The sequence below is a fragment of the Mesorhizobium loti genome, assembly GCF_003148495.1.
Taxonomy (GTDB): domain Bacteria; phylum Pseudomonadota; class Alphaproteobacteria; order Rhizobiales; family Rhizobiaceae; genus Mesorhizobium; species Mesorhizobium loti.
In genome coordinates this window covers 12863-32912 of the sequence record NZ_QGGH01000018.1, presented here as the reverse complement: position 1 = coordinate 32912, position 20050 = coordinate 12863, and the positions used below count along the sequence as shown (strand labels likewise).

The following is a 20050-nucleotide window of genomic DNA, read 5'->3' as shown; positions in this document are numbered from 1 at the left end:
TGTGGCGGCGCGGAGCATTTTTGCCACAAAAATGCCGCTGCATTCGGCTCAATGGGATTGCCGTCAGGGGACGCGTCGACACTTGCGGTAAGGAATTTTCAAGGTTAACGGGCTTAGGGTCCGTCGATGCGCAGTGCAGTAGCCGGGGCAAAGAAACGTCCGGCGCCAGAGAAAAGACGATATCCGCAGCCATGTTTGTCAAGCTTGCCCGCACCGGAATCCTGATCGCTGCCCTCGGCGTTGCCGGGTGTAACAATTCGTCGATGAAGGATTTTGCCCCGGAGGCCAACAAGCCGCTGCCCGACAAGATCCTCGCCGACATGAGAGCCAAGGGCATGGTCCGCACCTCATCGGTGATGGCCCGCATCTTCAAGGAAGAGGGCAAGCTCGAGATCTGGAAGGCCAAGACCAACGGCCGCTACGACATGGTGGCGAGCTACGACATCTGCAAATGGTCGGGCAAGCTCGGGCCGAAATACACCGAGGGCGACCGCCAGGCGCCGGAAGGCTTCTACACGGTGCGGCCGTCGCAGATGAATCCGCGCTCGAACTACCATCTGTCCTTCAACATCGGCTTTCCCAATGCCTATGACCGCGCCAATGGCCGCACCGGTCAGAACCTGATGGTGCACGGCGCTTGCTCGTCGTCGGGCTGCTATTCGATGACCGATGCGCAGATCGAGCAGATCTATGCCTTTGGCCGCGACGCCTTTCAGGGCGGGCAGACCGAGTTCCAGGTCGAGGCCTTTCCATTCCGCATGACCGCCGCCAACATGGCGCGCTATCGCAATGACCCGAATTACGAGTTCTGGAAGATGCTGAAGGTCGGCTACGACAATTTCGAGATCACCAAGGTGCCGCCGAAAGTCGATGTCTGCGAAAAGCGCTATGTCTTCAACCAGGTCGCCGCCGACGGTGAGACATTCAACCCGACCGGCGCCTGCCCGGCGTCGACGCAGCCTGATTCGCTGAAAAGTGCCTACAATTCCTACATGAGCACCTATGACGCGGCGTTCAACGGCGCGGTCAAGGCCAGCGTGCCCCCACCCAAGCCGACCATCGCCGGCATCAAGGAAGCCAGCATCGTCTCCGACTGGTCCAAGCGCCGGGCGCGCGGCGAGCGCGTGCCGATCGATCCGCCGTCGCTCAACAACGATGGCTCGGTGACCGAGACGGCGCGCATGGGCCGCATCGATTCGCCTGCCGGCCGCAAGATGGCCGCCCTCGACGCCGAAAAGGCCGCCAAGCAGAAGGCCGAGGAGCAGAGGCTGGCTGCCATAGAGGCGGCCAAGCAAGCCAAGGAAGCCGCCAAGGCTCAGGCTCTGGCTGAAAAGGAGGCCGAGAAGGCCGCCAAGGAAGCCCCTGTCGCCACCGCGACCATCGCGGCCCCTTCCGAAGCCGCGCCAGTGGCCGAAACGCAAGCAGCAAGTGCCGACGAGAGCAGGGTGACGAAGCTGAAGAACAAGCTGCTCGGCATGTTCGGCGGTTGATTTTCACTCGTGGCTGACCGCGCCGCTGTCTATGACCTCAAGGGACTGAACTGTCCCTTGCCCGTGCTCAAGGCTAAGAAGCGCCTGGCCGGGATGCAGCCAGGCAACCGGCTGTGGTTAGAGACCACCGACCCGCTCGCCGTCATCGATATTCCGGCCTTCTGCTTCGACAGCGGCCACCAGTTGATTGAAACGGCGGCGGTCTCGGGCGGCCACCGCTTTCTGGTCGAGCGCGGCGTGTCGTAATCGTAGAGTTCAACGTCCGGCGATGGCCAGCGGATTGTTTTCCAGCGCCTCGCGATCGGGCGTGTCGATCGACGGCCGGTTGGTGAAGGCGGCAAACAGCCGGCGGATATAATCTTCCGGCATGTCGAGCGTGATCAGCACCAGCCGCGTGCCGCGCTGGCCGTCGGGCCAGGACGACAATTGCACCGGCGGATGCAGGATTTTCTGCACGCCATGGATCACCAGCGGCCGCGACGGGTCTTCCCTGAGTTCGATGACGCCCTTCATCCGCAGCAGATGCTCGCCATGTGTCGAACGCAGCAAGTCGAGGAACATCTCGATGGTCGAAAATGGCACCGGGCCGTCATGCACCAGCGAATAGGAGCGCACACGCTGATCGTGGCGATGACCATGGTCATGGCCATGTTCGTGATCATGGTCATGATGATGGTGGTCGTGATCATGCGCCGCTTCCTCGCCAAGCCAGCGCCGCACATCGGCGGATTTCGTCGCCGGGTTGTAGAGGCCGCAATCAAACAGCGCCGCCACGCCTGTCCCCGTGTCGGCGACATCGAGCAGTTCGGCGCCCGGATTGATCTGCCGCAGGCGTGCCCGCAGCGTTTCCAGATCGCCGGGGTCGGTGACCAGATCGGCTTTGCTGAGCACGATGCGGTCGGCGACGGCGACCTGTTTGACCGCCTCGACATGGGCGTCGAGCGTGGCGTTGCCATTGACCGCATCGACCAGCGTGATGACACCGTCGAGCCGGAAGGCCTGGACAAGTGCGGGATGCGCCATGATCGACTGCAGCACCGGCGCCGGGTCGGCCAGCCCCGTGGTCTCGACGATGACGCGGGCAAGACGGGCGATGCGGCCGGTCTGCAGCCGGTCGACCAGATCGGCCAGCGTATCGACCAGCTCGCCGCGCACCGTGCAGCACAGGCAGCCGTCGGAAAGCTGGATGATGCCGTCGGAAGACTGCTCGACCAGCAGATGGTCGATCGCCACCTCGCCGAACTCGTTGATGATGACCGCCGTGTCGGCCAGCACCGGATCCTTGAGCAGCCGGTTGAGCAGCGTCGTCTTGCCAGCGCCGAGGAAACCGGTCAGCACCGAGACGGGGATCGGGAAGCCGTTCATCGAACTCTATCTGTCTGTTTGAGCACGATCTCCAGCGAAAACCGGTATCCAAGTTTCGCTGACGCGGACCTTCGGTTCGGGATCATGCTCTAGTTCGCAACCTTGGCCGGCTGGTCGCCTTGCGCGGCGGAGCCGGCAATCTTCGGGCCGGTGCCTGCCGGCGCCGGTCTGTCGGGCCGCCAGCTCGGGATCGGCACGTCGGTATATTCCTGCGCACCCTGGTCGAGCATGGCCTTCGGCGCCGGACCTGTGGCGCCGCCGAGGCCGACGGCAACCAGCGTCGGCACATGGTCGAGCTTTTCCTGATAGGGCGATTTCGGCACGTCCTTGGCAACGACCGGTGGTGCCTCGGACTGCTCCTGCGGCGTCTTCTTCTTGCAGACCTCGTCATGCATGTCGTTTGGCGAGACCAGATCGCCGTAGGGCGCCAGCGTGGTGACGGTGGCCGAGCCGGCGGCAGGCGTGTCAAAACCCTGGTCGAGCAGTTTTGCGGCAGTCTCAGCGCGGGTGACCGCCGATTTCTCGCCAAGCACGACCGCGACCAGCGTGCGCCCGTTGCGGGTCGCCGAGCCGATCATGTTGAAGCCGGAGGGGCAGACAAAGCCAGTCTTCATGCCATCGGCGCCGGGATAACGACCGATCAAGAGATTGTAGTTGGGAATCGCCTTCTTGCCGACGGCAAGGCCTTCAATCGAGAACCACGGCACATATTGCGGAAATTCGCGGCGGATCGCCATCACCAGCACGGCGAGGTCGCGCGCCGTCGTGTACTGGTCCGGCGAATAGAGCCCGTTCGGATTGACGAAATGCGTGCCATTCATGCCGAGCCGGGTCGCCTCGGCATTCATCCGCTCGGCAAAGGCTGCCTGCGAACCGCCGACATTTTCGCCGACGGCCATGGCGATGTCGTTGGCTGATTTGACCAGCATCATCTTCAGCGCATTGTCGAGCCGCATCACCGAACCCGGCTTGAAACCCATCTTGCTTGGCGGCTCGGCGGCGGAGTGTTTGGTCACCTTGATCGGCGAATCAAGCTGCACCTCGCCGGCCGCAAGCGCCCGAAAGGTCACATAAGCGGTCATCAGCTTGCTCAGCGACGCCGGATACCAGCGCTTGAACGCATCCTGATGCTGCAGGATCTTGCCGCTGCTGAGGTCGAACACAACCACCGGATTCGCCAGCGCCGGCCCGGCCACGACCGACAGCGCGATTGTGCCAGCCGAGAATAGTTTGAGGAAATGCCTGTGCCGCATGATCAAATCCGAAATCGCCTCTTGCCGTAGTCGCCCCTGGCTCCGTAAGATTTCGTTACGCGATCGCCAGCATGATAGGTCCGACCCTCAAAAACCGGACCGTATTGTTGCGGTGCTATTTACTCTATGTGACGCCAACATGGCAAAGTGCCTGGCGATCACAATTGCAAGGCAGCGGACAACACCCGCCTGTCCCAACAGCGAGATGGAACCATCATGCCAATCCTAAACCGTGCCGCCGAAATGCAGGACGAAGTTGCCGGCTGGCGCCAGCATCTGCACCAGACGCCAGAACTGAACTTCGATGTCTTCAAGACCGCTGCGTTCGTTACCGAGAAGCTGAAAGCCTTCGGCTGCGACGACGTGGTCACCGGCCTCGGCAAGACCGGCGTGGTTGGCATCATCCGCGGCCGCCAGGGCGAAGGCCCGACCATCGGCCTGCGCGCCGACATGGACGCGCTGCCGCTCAACGAGATATCAGGCAAGTCCTACGCCTCGACCATCCCCGGCAAGATGCATGCCTGCGGCCATGACGGCCACACGGCGATGCTGCTTGGTGCCGCGAAATATCTCGCCGAGACACGCAACTTCACCGGCTCGGTGGCGGTGATCTTCCAGCCGGCGGAGGAAGGCGGCGGCGGCGGCAACGAGATGGTCAAGGACGGCATGATGGAGCGTTTCGACATTTCCAAAGTGTTCGGCATGCACAACATGCCGGGCCTGCCTGTCGGGCAGTTCGCCATCCGCCCGGGCCCGATCATGGCGGCGACGGCCGAGTTCACCATCACCGTGCGCGGCAAGGGCGGCCATGCGGCGATGCCGCACGGCACGATCGACCCGATCGTCATCACCAGCCAGCTGGTCGGCGCCTTGCAGACGATCGCCTCGCGCAGCACCGATCCGGTCGAGGCCGTGGTGGTGTCGGTGACCAAGTTCCACGCCGGCGATGCCTACAACATCATCCCGGAAACCGCTGAAATCGCCGGCACCGTGCGCACCTTGCGCAAGGAAATCGCCAAGAGGTCGGAAGAGCGCATCCGCACCATCTGCGACGGGCTGGCGACCGCGTTCGGCGCCAAGATCGAGGTCGACTACCAGGCGAACTACCCCGTGACCTTCAACCACGCGGAAGAAACGGTTTTCGCCAGCGATGTCGCGGCCGGCGTCGCCGGCGACGCCCATGTCCACCGCGGCATCCAGCCGGTGATGGGCGGCGAGGATTTTTCCTATATGCTGGAAGCCCGCCCCGGCGCCTTCATCTTCATCGGCAATGGCGACACCGCCGGCCTCCACCATCCCGCCTACGACTTCAACGACGAGGTCATCCCGCACGGCATGAGCTACTGGGTGAAACTGGCGGAAACCGCGCTGGCGGCCTGATAGCATCAGCACAAAGGGCTGGCCGAATTGCCTTCGGCCAGCCTCTTGGCGAAACGATCCGAAGCGGCTATGTGTCGGGCCGCGTGGTCCCGTAGCTCAGTAGGATAGAGCGGCAGATTCCTAATCTGTAGGTCACAGGTTCGATTCCTGTCGGGATCACCATGCATTTCAAAGGCTTAGCGAGCCGCCATACTTTTTGCGAAACTGGGCCCGTTGGAGTGGATGAACCATCACGCCCTCGTTCGCGCATTTGACAACAGCCGGGCCTCGGATGTGAAAGAGAATCCTCGCCTGCGCTGGCATTTCGGCATTCGTCTGCTGCATTGGCTGACCGTGGTCGCGCTCGCTGCGCAAATCGCCATTGCCTTGAGACCGATGGACAGGCCGGGCATGGCGACAATGAACTGGCTTCCGTTTCACATGTCGGTCGGCGTGACGATCCTTGCTGTCATCGTCCTCAGGCTTTGCTGGCGCATCTTCACCCGGGCCCCTGTCAGGCAAACCCCACGGTTCATGCGGTTTGCGACGGTTTTCTTCCACATGTTTCTCTACGTTGCGATCCTCGCCGTCCTGATAACGGGATGGCTGGGCTACCGGCCAATGCCTTTCATGCCTCCCGCACGGCTTTTCGGAAACTTGCCTGTGCCGTTGGCGCCATCCGTTGGCACGCTGTCGGCAAGGGGGTTCGCGCTCATCCATGCAAAGCTGGTCTGGGTATTGCTTGGACTTACCGCTGTTCACATCCTGGCCGCCATGGTGCATTTCGTGCTGTTGCGCGATGGTGTCATGCGAAGCATGTTCTTCAGCCGGTCGAACATCGACTCGCGGGAATAGAAAATGCCGCTTGCGGTCGACGATGAGACGGCTGCTCACGCCATCGCCCACAATCCTCCCGCGACGATCACCGCATAGCGCGCGGCCTTGCCTATTGCGACAAGAGCAACGAACACGCCAAGGTTCACACGTGCCGCGCCAGCCGCAATGGTGAAAGCATCTCCGACCACCGGCAGCCAGGCAAACAGCAGCGTCCATTCGCCAAAGCGTCGGAACGTCCGGCTTGCCTGCTCATAGCGCTCAGGACTTACAGGAAACCAGCGTCTGGTCCGCAGCGTGTCAATGCCACGCCCCAGAATCCAGTTCACCACGGAGCCGAGCGTGTTGCCGATCGTGGCGACCGCAAGGAGCAGCCAAGGATCACCGCGGCCCGAGACGATCAGGCCAGCGAGCACCGCCTCCGACGAGATCGGCAGCACGGTTGCGGCGAAGAACGCGCTGATGAACAGCGCGCCATAGAGTGCCATCACGCCGGACTAGGCCTGCACGTCGACAATGCCCATCATACCGAGCTGCTCGTGCTCGAGGATGTGGCAGTGATACATCCTCGGCCCCGGCCGGTCCTGCCGCAACAGCAGCCGCACCGTCTCTCCGCGCGCGACATTGACGGTATCTTTCCAGGCGCGATAGGCCGGCTTTGATATCTTGCCGCCGCGTTCGTGCTCGACCACCTGGAACTGCGTTCCATGCACATGGAATGGATGATCCATGTCCGCCTTGTTGACGATCTCCCAGAGTTCGACCTGTCCAGCCTTGGCGACGACGTCGGTGCGCTTCATGTCGAAAGCAGCGCCGTTGATCAGGAACCCCATCTCCATGCCGCTGGCGTTCATGGTCATGGTTTCGGTAAAGACGAAGCGGCGGCTGACGGCAGGAGCGCCGAGTTGCACGATCGGCCGCAGCCGGTCGGGCAATGGCGGAACGGGGTCCGCCTGAGTCTGCGAGACATTGACCGTCAGCAGCGTCAGTCCAGCATCGGCAGGCCGCCCAGGGCCCATCCAGCCGCGGTCATAGTCGAGCGTGGTAAGCATGGCCGCGCCAGGCCTGTCGAAGGAGACAATCAGTTCAAGCCGTTCCGCCGGGCTGAGCAGGATGTCGTCGACCGCGACTGGCGTCTCCAGCAGACCGCCATCCGTTCCGATGATCGTCATCGGCGCGCCATCGAAGGAGAGCCGCAAAAAGCGTGCGTTGGTCGCATTGTAGAACCGGAAACGCCGCTTCGTGCCAAAGCGGACCGTCAGCGTGGGATTCTTCTGTCCGTTGACCAGCACATGGTCGCCGACGCGCCCGTTCATCAGGTCCGTCATCGTGTTGTCGGGCAAGGTGCCATCGGCCGCGAGGCGTAGGTCGGTGAACATCAGCACGGTGTCGCCATAGGCGGCCGGGATCGGATCGGCCTTCGGCTTGACCACGAACGCGCCGGCAAGGCCGCGATAGACCTGCTCGGCCGTCTTGCCGTGCGGATGCGGGTGATACCAGTAGGAACCGGCGCTGCCTTCCGGCAGGTCGAAGCTGTAGGTGCGATCGGTGCCTGCCGCGACCGGATCCATCGGATTGCCGTCCTGGTCGGCCGGCACCGGCATGCCGTGCCAATGGATGGTGCTTGCCTCGCCCGCAATCCGGTTGGCGAAGGTGATCTCGATGCGGTCGCCTTCGACCGCCTCGATCAGCGGCCCGGGGCTGGTGCCGTTGTAGCCGAGGATCGGCGTGTCCAGCCCTTCCGCAAAACGCACCGTGGCGGACTGGGCCGTGAGCTTAGCCTTGAACAGCCCGGCAGTGCCGGTTTCACTGGCCAGCAGCGGCAACTCGCGCAATGCCTCGCCCTCAGGCAGCATGGCTGCGCTTTTTGGCGCCGCCCCCATGTCGTGGCCCATATCCATGCCGGGCATGTCGTCCATCTTCATCTGGGCGATGGCGCGGGGGCTCACGAGAACCGTGGCAAGACCTGCCGCCAGAAAACCACGTCGATGCATCTGTCGTCTCCTCGATCAGCCATGAACGCCAGGGGCGATCCTAAGAAGACTGCCGAAGCCCAACCAGGTCAATGCGGCGTTTAGGCCGCCTGATCGGCCTGGCATCATGGCCGCTGGAAAGGCAACCATCGCGCCAAAGACCCGCCATGGGCGCCGACCGACAGCGGCCCACGCGATCAGCCCGTTCAGCCAACCCTAACGACAAAATGCTTCGTCACCGGCTCGATGATCTTCCAGGTTCCCTTGAAATCGGCTTCCACCACGAAGGCGTCGCCGGGGCCGACTTCGACCGGGGCGCCGCCGTCCGGCGTGATGATGATGCGGCCGGCGATCATGTGCACGAACTCATAGTCGGTGTAGGTCGCGTGATACGTGCCGGGCGTCGCCTGCCAGGTGCCCGACAGCACCTTGCCGTCCTCGGTCGTGTGCTGGACGGCGGTTTTCATGGTCGGCTTGCCCTCGACCACGACCCAGCCGGCCAGATCGCCGGCTTCCGCGTTTTCGACGGCGCCGAATTTGAGGATCGTGTTGCGTGTCATGTCCTGGGCTCCGTCTAGTCGTTGTGCCGGCGTTATGTGCCTGGACGGTCAGATAGCCGATGCCCCTGCCGTGGGCAATGCCGCCATCCAGCTCGGGGGCTACGGTTTGTGCCGCGCAGAAACAAGCTCGGCCTTGCGCCGCGCCGTCTCCAGCCCAAGCCCGATGAAGGCGCGCGCGTGTTTGGCGAGCGCCAGATTGTCTGTCCATAGATTGCGCCAGATGGCGGTTTTCTTAGACAGGTTCTCATCGACAATCTCCGACGAGAAGGATTCGAAGCTGAGGTCGTCGCTGTAGCCGATAGCCGTCAGCGCATCGAAGATCGCGGCGAAGTCGATATTGCCGGTGCCGAGGAAACCGCGGTGGCTCTCGCCGATATGGACGTAGCCGATCTTGCTTGCGGCATGCCGGATGGCCAGCCCGACATCGGCCTCCTCGATGTTCATGTGGAAAGTATCGAGATGCAAGAAGATGTTGTCCGAGCCCGTATCCTCGATGAACGCCAGCCCTTGAGCGGCGGTGTTGAGCAGATTGCTTTCGAAGCGGTTGACGATCTCGAGGTTAAGCGTGACGCCGGCCGCCTTGGCCGTCTCGGCGACCTTGGCCAGCGTGCCGGCGCTGCGCTGCCATTGATCGCGCGTCGGCGCCAGCGTCTGCAGTCCGTGGCTGGTCGAGAGAATGCCGCCAATCTTCTGGCCGCCCAGGTCGCGCGTCAGCGCTATGGTGTCGTTGAGTATCTCGACGCCGCGCGCGGCAATCGCTTTGTCGGCGCTCGAAATGTCGCCATCACCAGGCAATCCGATGCTGATCGCGACGCCGAGGCCGAGATCGGCGATGCGCCTGGCGAGCCCACTGATGTCGACATCGGCCGGGTCGAGATAAGAGAATTCGATGAGGTCGAAGCCGGCCTCTTTGGTGTTGGCCAACGTCCGCTCGAGATCGGCCTGCGCCGAGCTCGCCGACCAGACGAAAGAATGGATTCCAATGCGCGACATCATCGTCTCCGGCTTCTGCGCATCGGACCCATAAGCGAGCCGATGCTTGGACAAAACGTGCGGCCGGTGATCCCGGCCGCACGCTGCTGAGGGACGTTTAGCGGGCCGCGGTCCAGCCCTTGTAGTCCTTCAGGTTCTCGGCCGTGATCAGCTTCGGGTCGAGCAGCACGGTCGGCTCCGCCGGCTTCTTGCCAGCCAGCAATTCAGCCGCCATCGTCAGCGACTGGCCGGCCATCACATAAGGATCCTGCGACGCCGAAGCCTTGATCATCGAGGTGCCGGAGGAGAGTTCCTTCTCGATATCCGGCGCGCCGTCGACAGCGGTGAAGATGAACTCCGCGCGGTTGAGCTGCTTGGCGGCGAGCTGGGCGCCGATCGCCGTCGGATCATTGATGGCGAACACCGCGTCGATCTTGTCGAAGCGGGTGAGCAGCGACTGGAACACCTTCAGGCCGCCGTCGCGCGAACCTTCGGCATTCTGGTCGTCGGAGAGGATCTTGATGTCCGGATGCTGTGCCAGCACGTTCTTGCAGCCCTTCACCCGCTCCAGGATCGACGACGATGCCGGCCCGTTGAGAATGACGTAGCCGCCCTTGCCGCCGGTATGGTCGACCAGGTACTGGCAGGCCTCTTCGCCAGCCTTGACGTTGTTGGTCATCACCGTGACGTCGGCGCCCGGCGCTGAAACGTCGAAGGCAGCAACGACGATGCCCGCGGCTTGCGCCTTCTTCACCGCCGGTGCGATCGCCTTGGCGTCGACGGCATTGAGCATGATCACGTCGACGCCGGCAGCGATGAACGAATCGACCTGCGAGACCTGCTTGTTGAGGTCATAGTCGGCCGACACCGAGGTCACCTCGACCTTCGGGTTGATCTTCTTGGCCGCGTCCTCGATGCCCTTGATGGTGGCGACGAAGAAGGGGTTGCCGAGCAGGCCGACCGAGATGCCGACCTTGTTGAGGTCCTTGGCCGAAGCAGGCGCGATGGCGAGCGACGCGAGTGCGGCGCCGCAGAGCAGTTTGGCGATGGTCTTCATTGCTTTCCTCCGATTGCCCCGCGCCTCTCACGGTGCGTTACACAAACCGGTCGTTTACGCCGGCGACTAAGGTCAATCACGTTCTTGCTCCTGCCTGGAGCCTGTAGCGGTCGAGGGCGACCGCCACGATGATGACCAATCCCTTGATGATGTACTGCCAGATGTCCGAGACACCGGCCAAGATGAGCCCGTTGGAGAGCACCGCGATGATCAGGCCGCCGATCAGCGTGCCCCAGATCGAGCCGACGCCGCCGACGAAGCTGGTGCCGCCGAGAATGACCGCGGCAATGGCGTCGAGCTCGTAGGACTGCCCCAGCTGCAGGCCGTTGGCGGCGTAGAGCCGGGCCGCCGACATGGCACCACCAAGGCCGGCCAGCATGCCGGAAACGCCATAGACGAAGAGCAGCACCAGCGGCACCTTGATGCCGGTCAGTCGGGCGGCCTCGGCATTGCCGCCGACAGCATAGATCCAGGTGCCGAGCACGGTGCGCTTGAGCACCAGCCAGGACAGCACGACGACCGACAGCGCGATGATCACCAGCCAGGGGATGCCAAACAGCGAACCGTTGCCGATGAAATCGAACGGCAGGTCCGAATTGAACACCGTCGTGTCCTGGCCGAGCAGGCGGGCGACGCCGCGCACCGCGGTCAGCGAACCCAGCGTGACGATGAAGGGCGGCAGCTTGATGTAGGCGATGAGCAGCCCGTTGATGAGGCCGAAGCCGAGGCCGACCAGAATGGCCGCCGGCACGCCGAGCAGGCCCCAGTCCGGCACCAGCGACACCATCACCGCCACCATCGCCGATGCGGCAAGGATGGCGCCGACGGACAGGTCGATGCCGCCGGTCAGGATGACGAAGGTCATGCCGGCCGCCAGCACGATGTTGATCGACGACTGCTGGGTGACGATCAGCAGATTGGTCTCGGTCAGGAAGCGCGGGTTCATGAACTGGAAGCCGGCCGCCAGCAGGATCAGGACCGGCAGCATGCCAAGGGCGGCAAAGGCGGTGCGCAACCGCCGGCTCGTGCCGGTGGCTTGGCCGCCTGCGCTGATCTCGGTCGCCTTGTCGGTCATTGCTGAGCCGCTCCCGTTGCAAGTTCCATGATTTTCTCCTGGCTGAGCGGCTGGCCTTCGGATGCCGTCACCTCGCCCGATATCGTGCCGTCGCGCATCACCAGCACGCGGTCGGCGACGCCGATCACCTCCGGCAGTTCGCTGGAGATCATCAGGATGGCGATGCCTTGCTTGGCGAGATTGTCGATCAGCCGGTAGATTTCCGACTTCGCCCCGACATCGACGCCGCGCGTCGGCTCGTCGAGAATGACGACCTTCGGCTCGGTCTCGAGCAGGCGGGCGAGCAGCACCTTCTGCTGGTTGCCGCCCGACAGCGAACCGGCATTGGCCTGCACCGAACTGGTGCGGATGGAGAGATCGGCAACAGCCTTGGACGCGCGCCCTTCGGCGGCCGCGAAGTCACGCAAGCCGCCGGCGCGGGAATCCCTCGCCAGCACGCCCATGCTGATGTTGTCGGAAATCGACATGTCGAGGAACAGCCCGAGTTCCTTGCGGTCCTCGGTCAGATAGGCGATGCCGGCATCCAGCGCCTCGCGCGGCGAGCCGATGGTTACAGGCTTGCCGTCGAGTTCCAGCGTGCCTGATGTGCGCCTGTCGGCGCCGAAGATCAGCCGTGCAAGCTCGGTGCGGCCGGAGCCGACCAGGCCCGCCAACGCCAGCACCTCGCCCTTGTGCAGGTCGAACGAACAGTTCTTCAGGAGACGGCCGTCGGACATGCCGCGCACCGAAAGCGCCACCGCGCGCTTTTCGTCCGGCGGCCGATGGTCCTTCTTGTAGAAGGCAGACAAATCGCGGCCGACCATCATCGAGACGAGGCGCGAGGCGCTGAGCTCGGCGCGCTCGAGCGTGCCGACATAACCGCTGTCGCGCAGCACGCTGACGCGGTCGGCAAGCTGGTAGACCTCTTCCATGCGGTGGCTGATGTAGATGATGGCGATGCCTTGCGATTTCAGCGTCGCAATGACCTCGAACAGCCGGTCGGTCTCGCGCGAGGTCAGCGACGTGGTCGGCTCGTCCATGACGATAATGCGCGCATTGGTCGACAGCGCGCGGGCGATCTCGACCAGCTGGCGCTCGCCAAGCGACAGGCTGGAGACCATGTCGCGGGCCGAGAAGGAGACGCCCAGACGCGCGATGATCTCCCTGGCGCGCCGGGTGCACTGGTCGCGGTCGACGATGCCGAAGCGCCGCGGCTCGTTGCCGAGGAAAATGTTCTGCGCCACCGTCAGATTGGGCGCCAGCGACAGCTCCTGATAGATCACCGCGACGCCGCTGGCGCGCGCCTTGATCGGATCGCCGGTCGCGGCGGGCATGCCGTCGATCAGGATCTCGCCGCCGGGATCGGGCCGATAGGCGCCTGAAAGCACCTTCATCAATGTCGACTTGCCGGCGCCGTTTTCGCCCATCAAGGCGTGCAGCTCGCCGGCATGGACGCTGAGCGAGACATCCTGCAAGGCGCGGATAGCGCCGAACGTCTTGGAGATGTGCCGCATCTCCAGCACCGGCTGGCGCGTCGTCTCGACCTTGGCGGCCGCACTCATCGCGCGCCTCCCGCCACGGCACCGGTGATGCCACGGTCCATGGCCCGCGCACGCCAGTCATCACGATAGAAGGCCAATCCGGTGAAACGCGACGCACGCACCGGCTCCGGCACTTCCGCGGCAAATTCGCGCCCGACGCTCTCAAAGGCGAGCGCCGCGGCGCCCGTGGCGCTGCCTTCCAGCGTGGCGCCCTGCAGGAAAGCCTGGCCAGGACGAAATTGCGCCAACAGCCCGGCGAGCAGGCCGCCCGTGTTCAGCCCGCCATCGACGATCACGGTGTTGTCCGAATGGATCAGGTCGAGCGACAGATCGACCATCAGCGCGACATAGAGCAGCGCCACGGCCGCGCGTTCCTCGGCATTGGGCGTGCGCCCGACCAGCCGGCCGGACTGGCCGGACATCGGCCCGCCCGGCGCGAAACTCGGCAGCGCCATGATGCCGGCGTCGATCACCCGCTGGATCGAGGATGGGGCGATCACGCCTTGCCAGCCGTCGCTGATGACAGCGAATTCGCGTCCCCCCATGAAGCGGATGGTCGGCACCGGGCCGCCATCGACATCGACATTGACCAGCATGTCGCGGCCCTGGTCGAGCGCGTCGAGCGGGCAGTCCGGATTGAGCACGATGACCCAGGTGCCGGTCGAAACGACGGTGACTGGGCCGAGTTCCTGCCGGCGATAGGCATGCAGCGCCGCATTCGAGTCATGGACGCCGTTGTGGATGGCGATCGGCCGTGCCGAACCGCCAAGCCGCCGTTCGCCGGTCACGGCGCCGGCGCGCTCGAAGGAAGGCATCCGGTCCCGCCAGCCCTGCGCGTCGACCAGCGAGGAAAAGTCTTGGCTGCGCGGCGCCCACAGATGCGAGTGGCAGCCAAAATAGGACACCTCCGAAACCGCCCGCCCGCCAAGGCGCCAGCTCCAGTATTGCGGATAGCCGAGGATCGATCTCGACGCCGCGAATGCGTCGGGATCGACCTCCTGCAGCCACAGCATGTGGCGACCGTAGTTGAAGCCGAGCGGCAGTCGCGGCGAGAACGTCTCGGCAAAATCCGGAATGCGGCGATCGATCCGCGCGGCAATCTCGGCCGGCGGCTCTTGCTCGTAGTCGAGGATCGGATGCGTCAGCGCCGCCTCGTCGATCAAGGCGAAGGTGCAGCCATGGCCCGACACCATCAGCCCCTCAACGCTGTGGCTGTCGACCGCAGCGTTTACAGCACCGAGTGCCCAATCGTGGAGCGATGCCTCGTCGAGCACGCTGAAGCCGCCCTGGCGCACCCATTTCGGCTGCGTGCGACGCTCGTCGAGAATGCGCCCGTCCTGACCGAAGACGAACAGCTTCGAATTGGTCTTGCCGAAATCGAGGACTGCCACCTTCACTGGATGGCTCCCGAGGATGAGGCTATCCGCACCATGACGCCGGCATCTTCCAGCATGCGCGCATCGGTGTCGGAGAGGCCGTCATCGGTGACCAGCGTCCCGATGCGGGAAAGCGGCAGCGCGACGTTGCGTGCATGGATCGACAGTTTGCGGCTGTCGGCCAGCACCACGATCTGGTCGGCGCAAAGGCTTAGGTCGACGATCGAGCGCACCAGCAGCGGATGCGATTCCAGCACACCTTCCTGGCCAAGGCCTTGCGCGCCGAGAAAGAATTTCGAGGCGTAGAAGGGCACGGCTTGGCTGAGCGAATGGATGATGCCGGGTTCGCGATGCAGGTCGCCGCCGGCAACCGTCAGGCTGCAATGGCCGTGGTCGCTGAGATAGGCCGCCAGCGGCATCGAGTTGGTGTAGAGCCGGATGTTGCGCTCGGCGAGCTTGACCCCGAGATGGAAGCAGGTCGAACCGCCATGCACGATGACCGCATCGCCGTCGCGCACCATGGTCGCCGCGAGAGAGGCGATCTGCCGCTTGGCCTCGACCGCAAGGTCGCGGTTCTCGTCATAGGGCCTGGCATAGGCGACACCGGCCTGGGAGGCGCCGTCGAGCGCCGAGATGCCGCCATAGACCTTCCGTGCTTCGCCGGCTTCATCGATCCTGTCGATATCGCGCCTGACCGTGGCGGCTGAAACGCCAAGCCGCTCCTGCAGCTCGCGCACCGAGGCGAACGGGCGATCCCGCAGCAATTCGACGATCTGACGCTGACGGCCGGAGTCGCTCAACTCTTCCTCCCGGATGCCCTTTTCCATGGCAATTGGCGCAACTTACTCAACATTAGGCGGATTGCAAGCGTGTTTTGATGATAGTAGATCACTGTTGACGTAGATCACTCGTATCTGCGATATCAGCGCCGATTCGATCCCTGCAACGGGATTTCGCGCAGGACACGGCCGAGCCGTTGGAGGAAAAGCGCCATGGCGACCCAAGCTGACGCGCAGGAACTGGCGGCCTTGCGGGCGCTTTCGGCCAGCATCGGGCAGAGTCCGCATCTGACCCAGGCGGCAGGCGGCAACACCTCGCTGAAGGCCGGCGACACGTTGTGGATCAAGGCTTCCGGCACCTGGCTGAAGGACGCGCTCACCGACGACATCATGGTGCCGGTGGCGATGGCGCCGCTGCTTCGGGCTGTCGAACGGCGCGATCGCGCCGCCGACCAGCCGCAGGGTTTCACCGTTGCAGCGCTCAACCCGCGCGGCTTACGTCCGTCGATCGAGACCACAGTGCACGCCTTGATGCCGCAGCGCGTCGTTCTGCACGTCCATTGCGTCGACACCATCTCGCTTGCCGTGCAGGCCGATGGCGAGGCCGAGGTCGCCAGGCGGCTCGATGGCATCGAATGGGCCTATGTGCCCTATTTCCGGCCAGGCCTACCGCTTGCCCGCGGCATTGCCGAAAAACTGCGGCCTGATGTCGACGTTCTCATCCTTGGCAATCACGGGCTGGTCGTCGCCGCTGAAACCGTCGCCGGAGCGGAGCTTCTGCTGCGCCGCGTCCGGTCGCTGCTGGCCCGGCCGGCGCGCGCGACCGCCGCGCCCGACCTTACCGCCTTGACGGCGCTTGCCGGCGACAGCGGTTACAGATTTCCGGCCGATGTCGAAGCGCATGCGGTTGCGCTTGACCCGGAGAGCCGCCGCATGGCGCAGGCCGGCAGCCTCTATCCGGACCACGTCATCTTCCTCGGCCAGGGCTCGGTCGCGGCGAGGCCTGGCGAGACCGTGGCCGATGTCATCGCACGTCTGGGCACGCCGCCGGCTGCGATCCTGTTTCCCGGCGCAGGCGTGCTGATGCGCGGCGACGCCAGTGCCGGCGCCGACGCCATGCAACGCTGCCTTGCCGACGTGACGGCGCGCATCGACATCGCGGCGCGGCTGAACTATCTCACCGCCGCCGAAAATGACGAGCTGGTCAACTGGGACGCCGAGCAGTATCGCCAGAAGCTCAACGCGGCCGGCGGCTAGCAAAGGACGGATGACATGATGCCACTCGTCATCGGCATCGACATCGGCACATCGGGTGCGCGCGCCGTCGCCATGCGGCCGGAGTTCTCCATTGCCGGGCATTCGGCCGTTCCGCTCGACAGGTTCGGCCGGAACCCGCGCGATCCCGCTGTGTGGTGGTCGGCGGTTGGCGCAGCGCTTACCGAGCTGCTTTCCGGCATCGACCGCGCGGCGGTCCGCGCCATCGCCATCGACGGCACGTCGGGCACGCTGCTGCCGGTCGATGTCGCCGGACGGCCGCTGGCCGAGCCACTGATGTACAACGACAAGGTCGCCGACGGCGACATCCTGGCCGCGATTGCCCGCGAGGCCCCGGCCGCAAGTGCCGCGCACGGAGCGACATCCGGCCTCGCCAAGGCCCTGCGCTTCCAGAGCATGCCCGGCATTGCAATGGTGCTGCACCAGGCCGACTGGATCGCCGGAAATTTGTCCGGTCGCTTCGATGTCAGCGACGAGAACAATGTCCTGAAGACAGGCTATGACGTCGAAGCCCGCCGCTGGCCGGACTGGATCGCGGCGGCCGGAATGCGCATGGAACTGCTGCCGCGCGTCGTCGAACCGGGCGATGTCACCGGCGCTCTCACCGCTGCCGCCGCGGAGCTGTTCGGCTTGCCGCGCGATGTGGTCGTTGTCGCTGGCACGACGGACGGCTGCGCCTCGTTCCTGGCGACCGGCGCGGCGGCCATCGGCGACGGCGTCACCGCGCTGGGGTCGTCGCTGACCATCAAGATCCTCTCCAACCGGCCGATCTCCGCGCCGCGCTTCGGCATCTACAGCCATCGGCTCGGCAACGCCTGGCTGGCGGGCGGCGCTTCGAATTCCGGCGGCAAGGTGCTGGCCCAGCATTTTCCGCTGGCGCGCATCATCGAACTCAGCGCGGCAATCGACCCCAAGACCACGACCGGCCTCGACTACTACCCGCTCAGCACTTCAGGCGAACGCTTCCCGATCGCCGATCCGGCGTTGCCGCCACGCCTCACGCCCCGGCCAGCGGATGACGCGAACTATCTGAAAGCGATGTTCGAAGGCATCGCCGCGATCGAAGCGCTTGGCTATGACAGGCTTGCCGAACTCGGCGCGCCTGCGCTGACATCGGTCAGGAGCGTCGGTGGCGGCGCCGCAAACCCGACCTGGACGGCAATCCGGCAGCGCAAGCTCGGCGTCGATTTCCTACCCGCGCTTTCCGACGAGGCTGCCGCCGGCACGGCGCGGCTGGCGCTGATGGGCGCGAGCAAGGCGGGGCTCCTATGAGCGCGAAACGGGTCGAACGTCTCGACGGCATCGGGCCGCTGGCGGAGCGCTATGCGGTGTTCCTGCTTGACCAGTTCGGCGTTCTGCATGACGGCACGCGACCCTATCCGGGCGCGGTGGCGGCCCTGTCCGCGCTGAAACGCGCCGGCAAGACCGTCGTGCTGATCTCGAATTCCGGCAAGCGGGCACAACCCAATGAAAGCCGGCTTATGAAACTCGGCTTCGAACCGGGGAGCTGGGACCATTTCGTCTCCTCCGGCGAGGTGGCGTGGCGATCCTTTAATGACATGGCAGCATCGGGACAACTGCGCCCGGGGACAGAATGCCTGCTGATCAGCCGCGACAACGACCGCACCGCGATCGAAGGCCTGCCCTTCGTGCTGACCGAGGCCGGTGAAGACGCCGAACTGGTGCTGATCTCGGCCAGCGAGGGCGATCGCTACGACCTCGACCATTACATCAGGCTGCTTGCCCCGGCAGCTGCGCGACAGGTGCCGTGCTTCTGCACCAATCCCGACAGGATCATGCTGACGGCTGTCGGCCCCCGCTTCGGCGCCGGCGAGATCGCCGATCTCTACGAAAGCCTTGGCGGCAGCGTCACTCGCATCGGCAAGCCCTACAAGGCGATTTTCGACGCGGCACTGGAGATGGCGGGCAAGCCAGACCGTAGTCTCGTGGTCTGCGTCGGCGACAGTGTCGAGCATGACATTGCCGGTGGTAATGGCGCCGGCATCGCCACGGCGCTGGTTCTGAGCGGAATTTTGGCGGACACATCAGATCTCGCCGCTGATTTCAACGAACAGCAGGCATGGCCGGACTACATCACGGACAGCTTCAGCTTCCGCTGACCGCTTCCAGCATGCGCCTTGCACTTTCCTCATCGGTGATCAGGATGGTCGGGGCGATGAGGTTCATGGCGCCGAGCAGCGCCTCGGTCTTCTCCGCACCGCCGGAGGTGAGGATGCGGATCGGCGCCGCGCGCAAACGGTCGACATCCACCGACATCACGTGGCTGTTGACGGGATGGTCGACCAGATCGCCATTGCGGTCGAAGAAATGGAACAGAAGGTCGCCAACCGCGCCACGCGCAAGCAGGGCCTCCCGATCCGCTTCCTTGAGAAAGCCGCCGCGAGAGAAGGTGGTGGCCGAGGCGATGCCACCGACGCTCAGCAAAACGGCATCGAGCACGTTGGCCATTTCAAAAACCTCCTGCAGGCCGCAGCGCTCGACCAGCGCGATCTTGGTCTCGACGCTGTCGACGACGGCCGGCGTCGGGATCAGATAGCCGTCGCCCTGGAAGATTTGGGCGAAGCGCCAGGCGAACTCGGCCGGGTTGTATCGGCGCACGACGCCGACACCGCCAAGCAGCGAAATGACCTTGAAGTCGGTGAGCGACTTGGCGCTGATGAAGGGCAGGCTCGAGAACAGCGTCTGACCCCAGCCGACGCCGACCCGCATGCCGGACTTCATCGTGTCCGACAGGAAACTGCCGGTCTTGGCGCTGATTGCCGGTATCGGATCGGCGTCGGGCGTGGAAAGCGGCGCCACCAGCGCCTGCTGCAGCCCGAACGTCTTTTCCAGCGCGCGCTCCAACCGCACGATCTCCGACAATTCGCTCTCGATGCTGATCTTCACCTCGTTGCGCGCGCGGGCGTCCGCCAGCATGCGCACGATGGTGACGCGGCCGACGCCGAGCACATCGGCGATCTCGTTCTGTGTCATCTGCTCGACGAAATACATCCAGGCGGCGCGAATCCTAAGGCGATCCGTCCGGCTTTCGCTGGCGACCTGCTCGGTTGCCGCACTTCCGCCTCGCCCGTCTTCGCTTTCGCCCTGTCGTCGCCTGCCCACGCCTGTCTCTCCCCCTGCGGCGACGGACGAGCGCGCCGT

19 protein-coding genes and 1 tRNA gene are annotated in these 20050 nt (G+C 64.5%); 8 read left to right on the top strand and 12 right to left on the bottom strand.

The window, feature by feature from the left end:
- Nucleotides 1-191 precede the first annotated feature (191 nt).
- Nucleotides 192-1490, top strand: coding sequence for a L,D-transpeptidase family protein (locus C8D77_RS32930; protein WP_109671594.1), 1299 nt, complete (start codon nucleotides 192-194; stop codon nucleotides 1488-1490).
- A 9-nt stretch (nucleotides 1491-1499) separates the two neighbouring features.
- A complete protein-coding gene (locus C8D77_RS32925; RefSeq protein ID WP_109671593.1) occupies nucleotides 1500-1736 on the top strand; it encodes a sulfurtransferase TusA family protein in 237 nt (78 codons plus the stop codon).
- Nucleotides 1737-1745: 9 nt separating this feature from the next.
- Here the strand turns inward: C8D77_RS32925 and C8D77_RS32920 are convergent, their stop codons facing one another.
- Together C8D77_RS32920 and C8D77_RS32915 are read right to left on the bottom strand one after the other, a co-directional pair.
- On the bottom strand, nucleotides 1746-2855 hold the full coding sequence (locus tag C8D77_RS32920; RefSeq protein ID WP_109671592.1) for a CobW family GTP-binding protein: 1110 nt from the start codon (nucleotides 2853-2855) through the stop codon (nucleotides 1746-1748).
- An 89-nt stretch (nucleotides 2856-2944) separates the two neighbouring features.
- Complete coding sequence (locus C8D77_RS32915; protein ID WP_109671660.1) at nucleotides 2945-4108, bottom strand: D-alanyl-D-alanine carboxypeptidase family protein; 1164 nt, start codon at nucleotides 4106-4108, stop codon at nucleotides 2945-2947.
- 216 nt (nucleotides 4109-4324) lie between these two features.
- Here C8D77_RS32915 and C8D77_RS32910 point away from each other — a divergent pair, with 216 nt between their 5' ends.
- The 3 genes from C8D77_RS32910 to C8D77_RS32900 all read left to right on the top strand — a co-directional run bounded on the left by C8D77_RS32910 (nucleotide 4325) and on the right by C8D77_RS32900 (nucleotide 6322).
- A complete protein-coding gene (locus C8D77_RS32910; protein ID WP_109671591.1) occupies nucleotides 4325-5488 on the top strand; it encodes a M20 aminoacylase family protein in 1164 nt (387 codons plus the stop codon).
- 85 nt (nucleotides 5489-5573) lie between these two features.
- A tRNA-Arg gene (locus C8D77_RS32905) sits at nucleotides 5574-5650 on the top strand.
- Nucleotides 5651-5761: 111 nt separating this feature from the next.
- Nucleotides 5762-6322: a cytochrome b gene (locus C8D77_RS32900; RefSeq protein ID WP_245951945.1), complete on the top strand. Its 561-nt coding sequence runs from the start codon at nucleotides 5762-5764 to the stop codon at nucleotides 6320-6322.
- A gap of 35 nt (nucleotides 6323-6357) precedes the next feature.
- Here C8D77_RS32900 and C8D77_RS32895 read toward each other — a convergent pair whose 3' ends face one another.
- From C8D77_RS32895 to C8D77_RS32855, 9 genes are all read right to left on the bottom strand, one after another.
- Complete coding sequence (locus C8D77_RS32895; protein WP_109671590.1) at nucleotides 6358-6792, bottom strand: YqaA family protein; 435 nt, start codon at nucleotides 6790-6792, stop codon at nucleotides 6358-6360.
- 6 nt (nucleotides 6793-6798) lie between these two features.
- Nucleotides 6799-8295, bottom strand: a complete 1497-nt coding sequence (locus C8D77_RS32890) for a multicopper oxidase family protein (RefSeq protein WP_109671589.1) — start codon at nucleotides 8293-8295, stop codon at nucleotides 6799-6801.
- Between the two features lie 185 nt (nucleotides 8296-8480).
- Nucleotides 8481-8834, bottom strand: coding sequence for a cupin domain-containing protein (locus C8D77_RS32885; RefSeq protein WP_109671588.1), 354 nt, complete (start codon nucleotides 8832-8834; stop codon nucleotides 8481-8483).
- 99 nt (nucleotides 8835-8933) lie between these two features.
- Nucleotides 8934-9827, bottom strand: a complete 894-nt coding sequence (locus C8D77_RS32880; RefSeq protein WP_109671658.1) for a sugar phosphate isomerase/epimerase family protein — start codon at nucleotides 9825-9827, stop codon at nucleotides 8934-8936.
- Nucleotides 9828-9924: 97 nt separating this feature from the next.
- Nucleotides 9925-10863, bottom strand: coding sequence for an ABC transporter substrate-binding protein (locus C8D77_RS32875; protein WP_109671587.1), 939 nt, complete (start codon nucleotides 10861-10863; stop codon nucleotides 9925-9927).
- Between the two features lie 76 nt (nucleotides 10864-10939).
- The gene (locus C8D77_RS32870; protein WP_109671586.1) at nucleotides 10940-11938 is read right to left on the bottom strand and encodes an ABC transporter permease subunit; all 999 of its coding nucleotides are present in this window, start codon (nucleotides 11936-11938) and stop codon (nucleotides 10940-10942) included.
- Complete coding sequence (locus C8D77_RS32865) at nucleotides 11935-13479, bottom strand: sugar ABC transporter ATP-binding protein (protein ID WP_109671585.1); 1545 nt, start codon at nucleotides 13477-13479, stop codon at nucleotides 11935-11937. Before C8D77_RS32865 ends, C8D77_RS32870 begins: the two co-directional genes overlap by 4 nt.
- A complete protein-coding gene (locus tag C8D77_RS32860; protein WP_109671584.1) occupies nucleotides 13476-14855 on the bottom strand; it encodes an FGGY-family carbohydrate kinase in 1380 nt (459 codons plus the stop codon). Before C8D77_RS32860 ends, C8D77_RS32865 begins: the two co-directional genes overlap by 4 nt.
- The gene (locus tag C8D77_RS32855; protein ID WP_109671657.1) at nucleotides 14852-15634 is read right to left on the bottom strand and encodes a DeoR/GlpR family DNA-binding transcription regulator; all 783 of its coding nucleotides are present in this window, start codon (nucleotides 15632-15634) and stop codon (nucleotides 14852-14854) included. Before C8D77_RS32855 ends, C8D77_RS32860 begins: the two co-directional genes overlap by 4 nt.
- Nucleotides 15635-15826: 192 nt before the next feature.
- Between C8D77_RS32855 and C8D77_RS32850 the strand changes: the two genes are divergently transcribed.
- The 3 genes from C8D77_RS32850 to C8D77_RS32840 are packed head-to-tail and all read left to right on the top strand — an operon-like array spanning nucleotide 15827 to nucleotide 19008.
- Nucleotides 15827-16870: a class II aldolase/adducin family protein gene (locus tag C8D77_RS32850; protein WP_109671583.1), complete on the top strand. Its 1044-nt coding sequence runs from the start codon at nucleotides 15827-15829 to the stop codon at nucleotides 16868-16870.
- A 15-nt stretch (nucleotides 16871-16885) separates the two neighbouring features.
- Nucleotides 16886-18160 (top strand): FGGY-family carbohydrate kinase, encoded by a 1275-nt coding sequence (locus tag C8D77_RS32845; RefSeq protein WP_109671582.1) that lies wholly within the window; start codon nucleotides 16886-16888, stop codon nucleotides 18158-18160.
- Complete coding sequence (locus tag C8D77_RS32840) at nucleotides 18157-19008, top strand: TIGR01459 family HAD-type hydrolase (RefSeq protein WP_109671581.1); 852 nt, start codon at nucleotides 18157-18159, stop codon at nucleotides 19006-19008. The genes C8D77_RS32845 and C8D77_RS32840 overlap by 4 nt, the downstream gene beginning before the upstream one ends.
- Here C8D77_RS32840 and C8D77_RS32835 read toward each other — a convergent pair.
- Complete coding sequence (locus tag C8D77_RS32835; protein WP_109671580.1) at nucleotides 18995-20011, bottom strand: sugar-binding transcriptional regulator; 1017 nt, start codon at nucleotides 20009-20011, stop codon at nucleotides 18995-18997. The genes C8D77_RS32840 and C8D77_RS32835 overlap by 14 nt on opposite strands.
- Nucleotides 20012-20050 lie beyond the last annotated feature (39 nt).

Bases quoted from the DNA above. Each gene is read 5' to 3' on its own strand.
- C8D77_RS32865 (WP_109671585.1), bottom strand. From the start codon at position 13,479: ATGAGTGCGGCCGCCAAGGTCGAGACGACGCGCCAGCCGGTGCTGGAG.
- C8D77_RS32915 (WP_109671660.1), bottom strand. From the start codon at position 4,108: ATGCGGCACAGGCATTTCCTCAAACTATTCTCGGCTGGCACAATCGCG.
- C8D77_RS32850 (WP_109671583.1), top strand. From the start codon at position 15,827: ATGGCGACCCAAGCTGACGCGCAGGAACTGGCGGCCTTGCGGGCGCTT.
- C8D77_RS32840 (WP_109671581.1), top strand. From the start codon at position 18,157: ATGAGCGCGAAACGGGTCGAACGTCTCGACGGCATCGGGCCGCTGGCG.
- C8D77_RS32880 (WP_109671658.1), bottom strand. From the start codon at position 9,827: ATGTCGCGCATTGGAATCCATTCTTTCGTCTGGTCGGCGAGCTCGGCG.
- C8D77_RS32885 (WP_109671588.1), bottom strand. From the start codon at position 8,834: ATGACACGCAACACGATCCTCAAATTCGGCGCCGTCGAAAACGCGGAA.
- C8D77_RS32920 (WP_109671592.1), bottom strand. From the start codon at position 2,855: ATGAACGGCTTCCCGATCCCCGTCTCGGTGCTGACCGGTTTCCTCGGC.
- C8D77_RS32870 (WP_109671586.1), bottom strand. From the start codon at position 11,938: ATGACCGACAAGGCGACCGAGATCAGCGCAGGCGGCCAAGCCACCGGC.
- C8D77_RS32910 (WP_109671591.1), top strand. From the start codon at position 4,325: ATGCCAATCCTAAACCGTGCCGCCGAAATGCAGGACGAAGTTGCCGGC.
- C8D77_RS32930 (WP_109671594.1), top strand. From the start codon at position 192: ATGTTTGTCAAGCTTGCCCGCACCGGAATCCTGATCGCTGCCCTCGGC.
- C8D77_RS32845 (WP_109671582.1), top strand. From the start codon at position 16,886: ATGATGCCACTCGTCATCGGCATCGACATCGGCACATCGGGTGCGCGC.
- C8D77_RS32875 (WP_109671587.1), bottom strand. From the start codon at position 10,863: ATGAAGACCATCGCCAAACTGCTCTGCGGCGCCGCACTCGCGTCGCTC.
- C8D77_RS32890 (WP_109671589.1), bottom strand. From the start codon at position 8,295: ATGCATCGACGTGGTTTTCTGGCGGCAGGTCTTGCCACGGTTCTCGTG.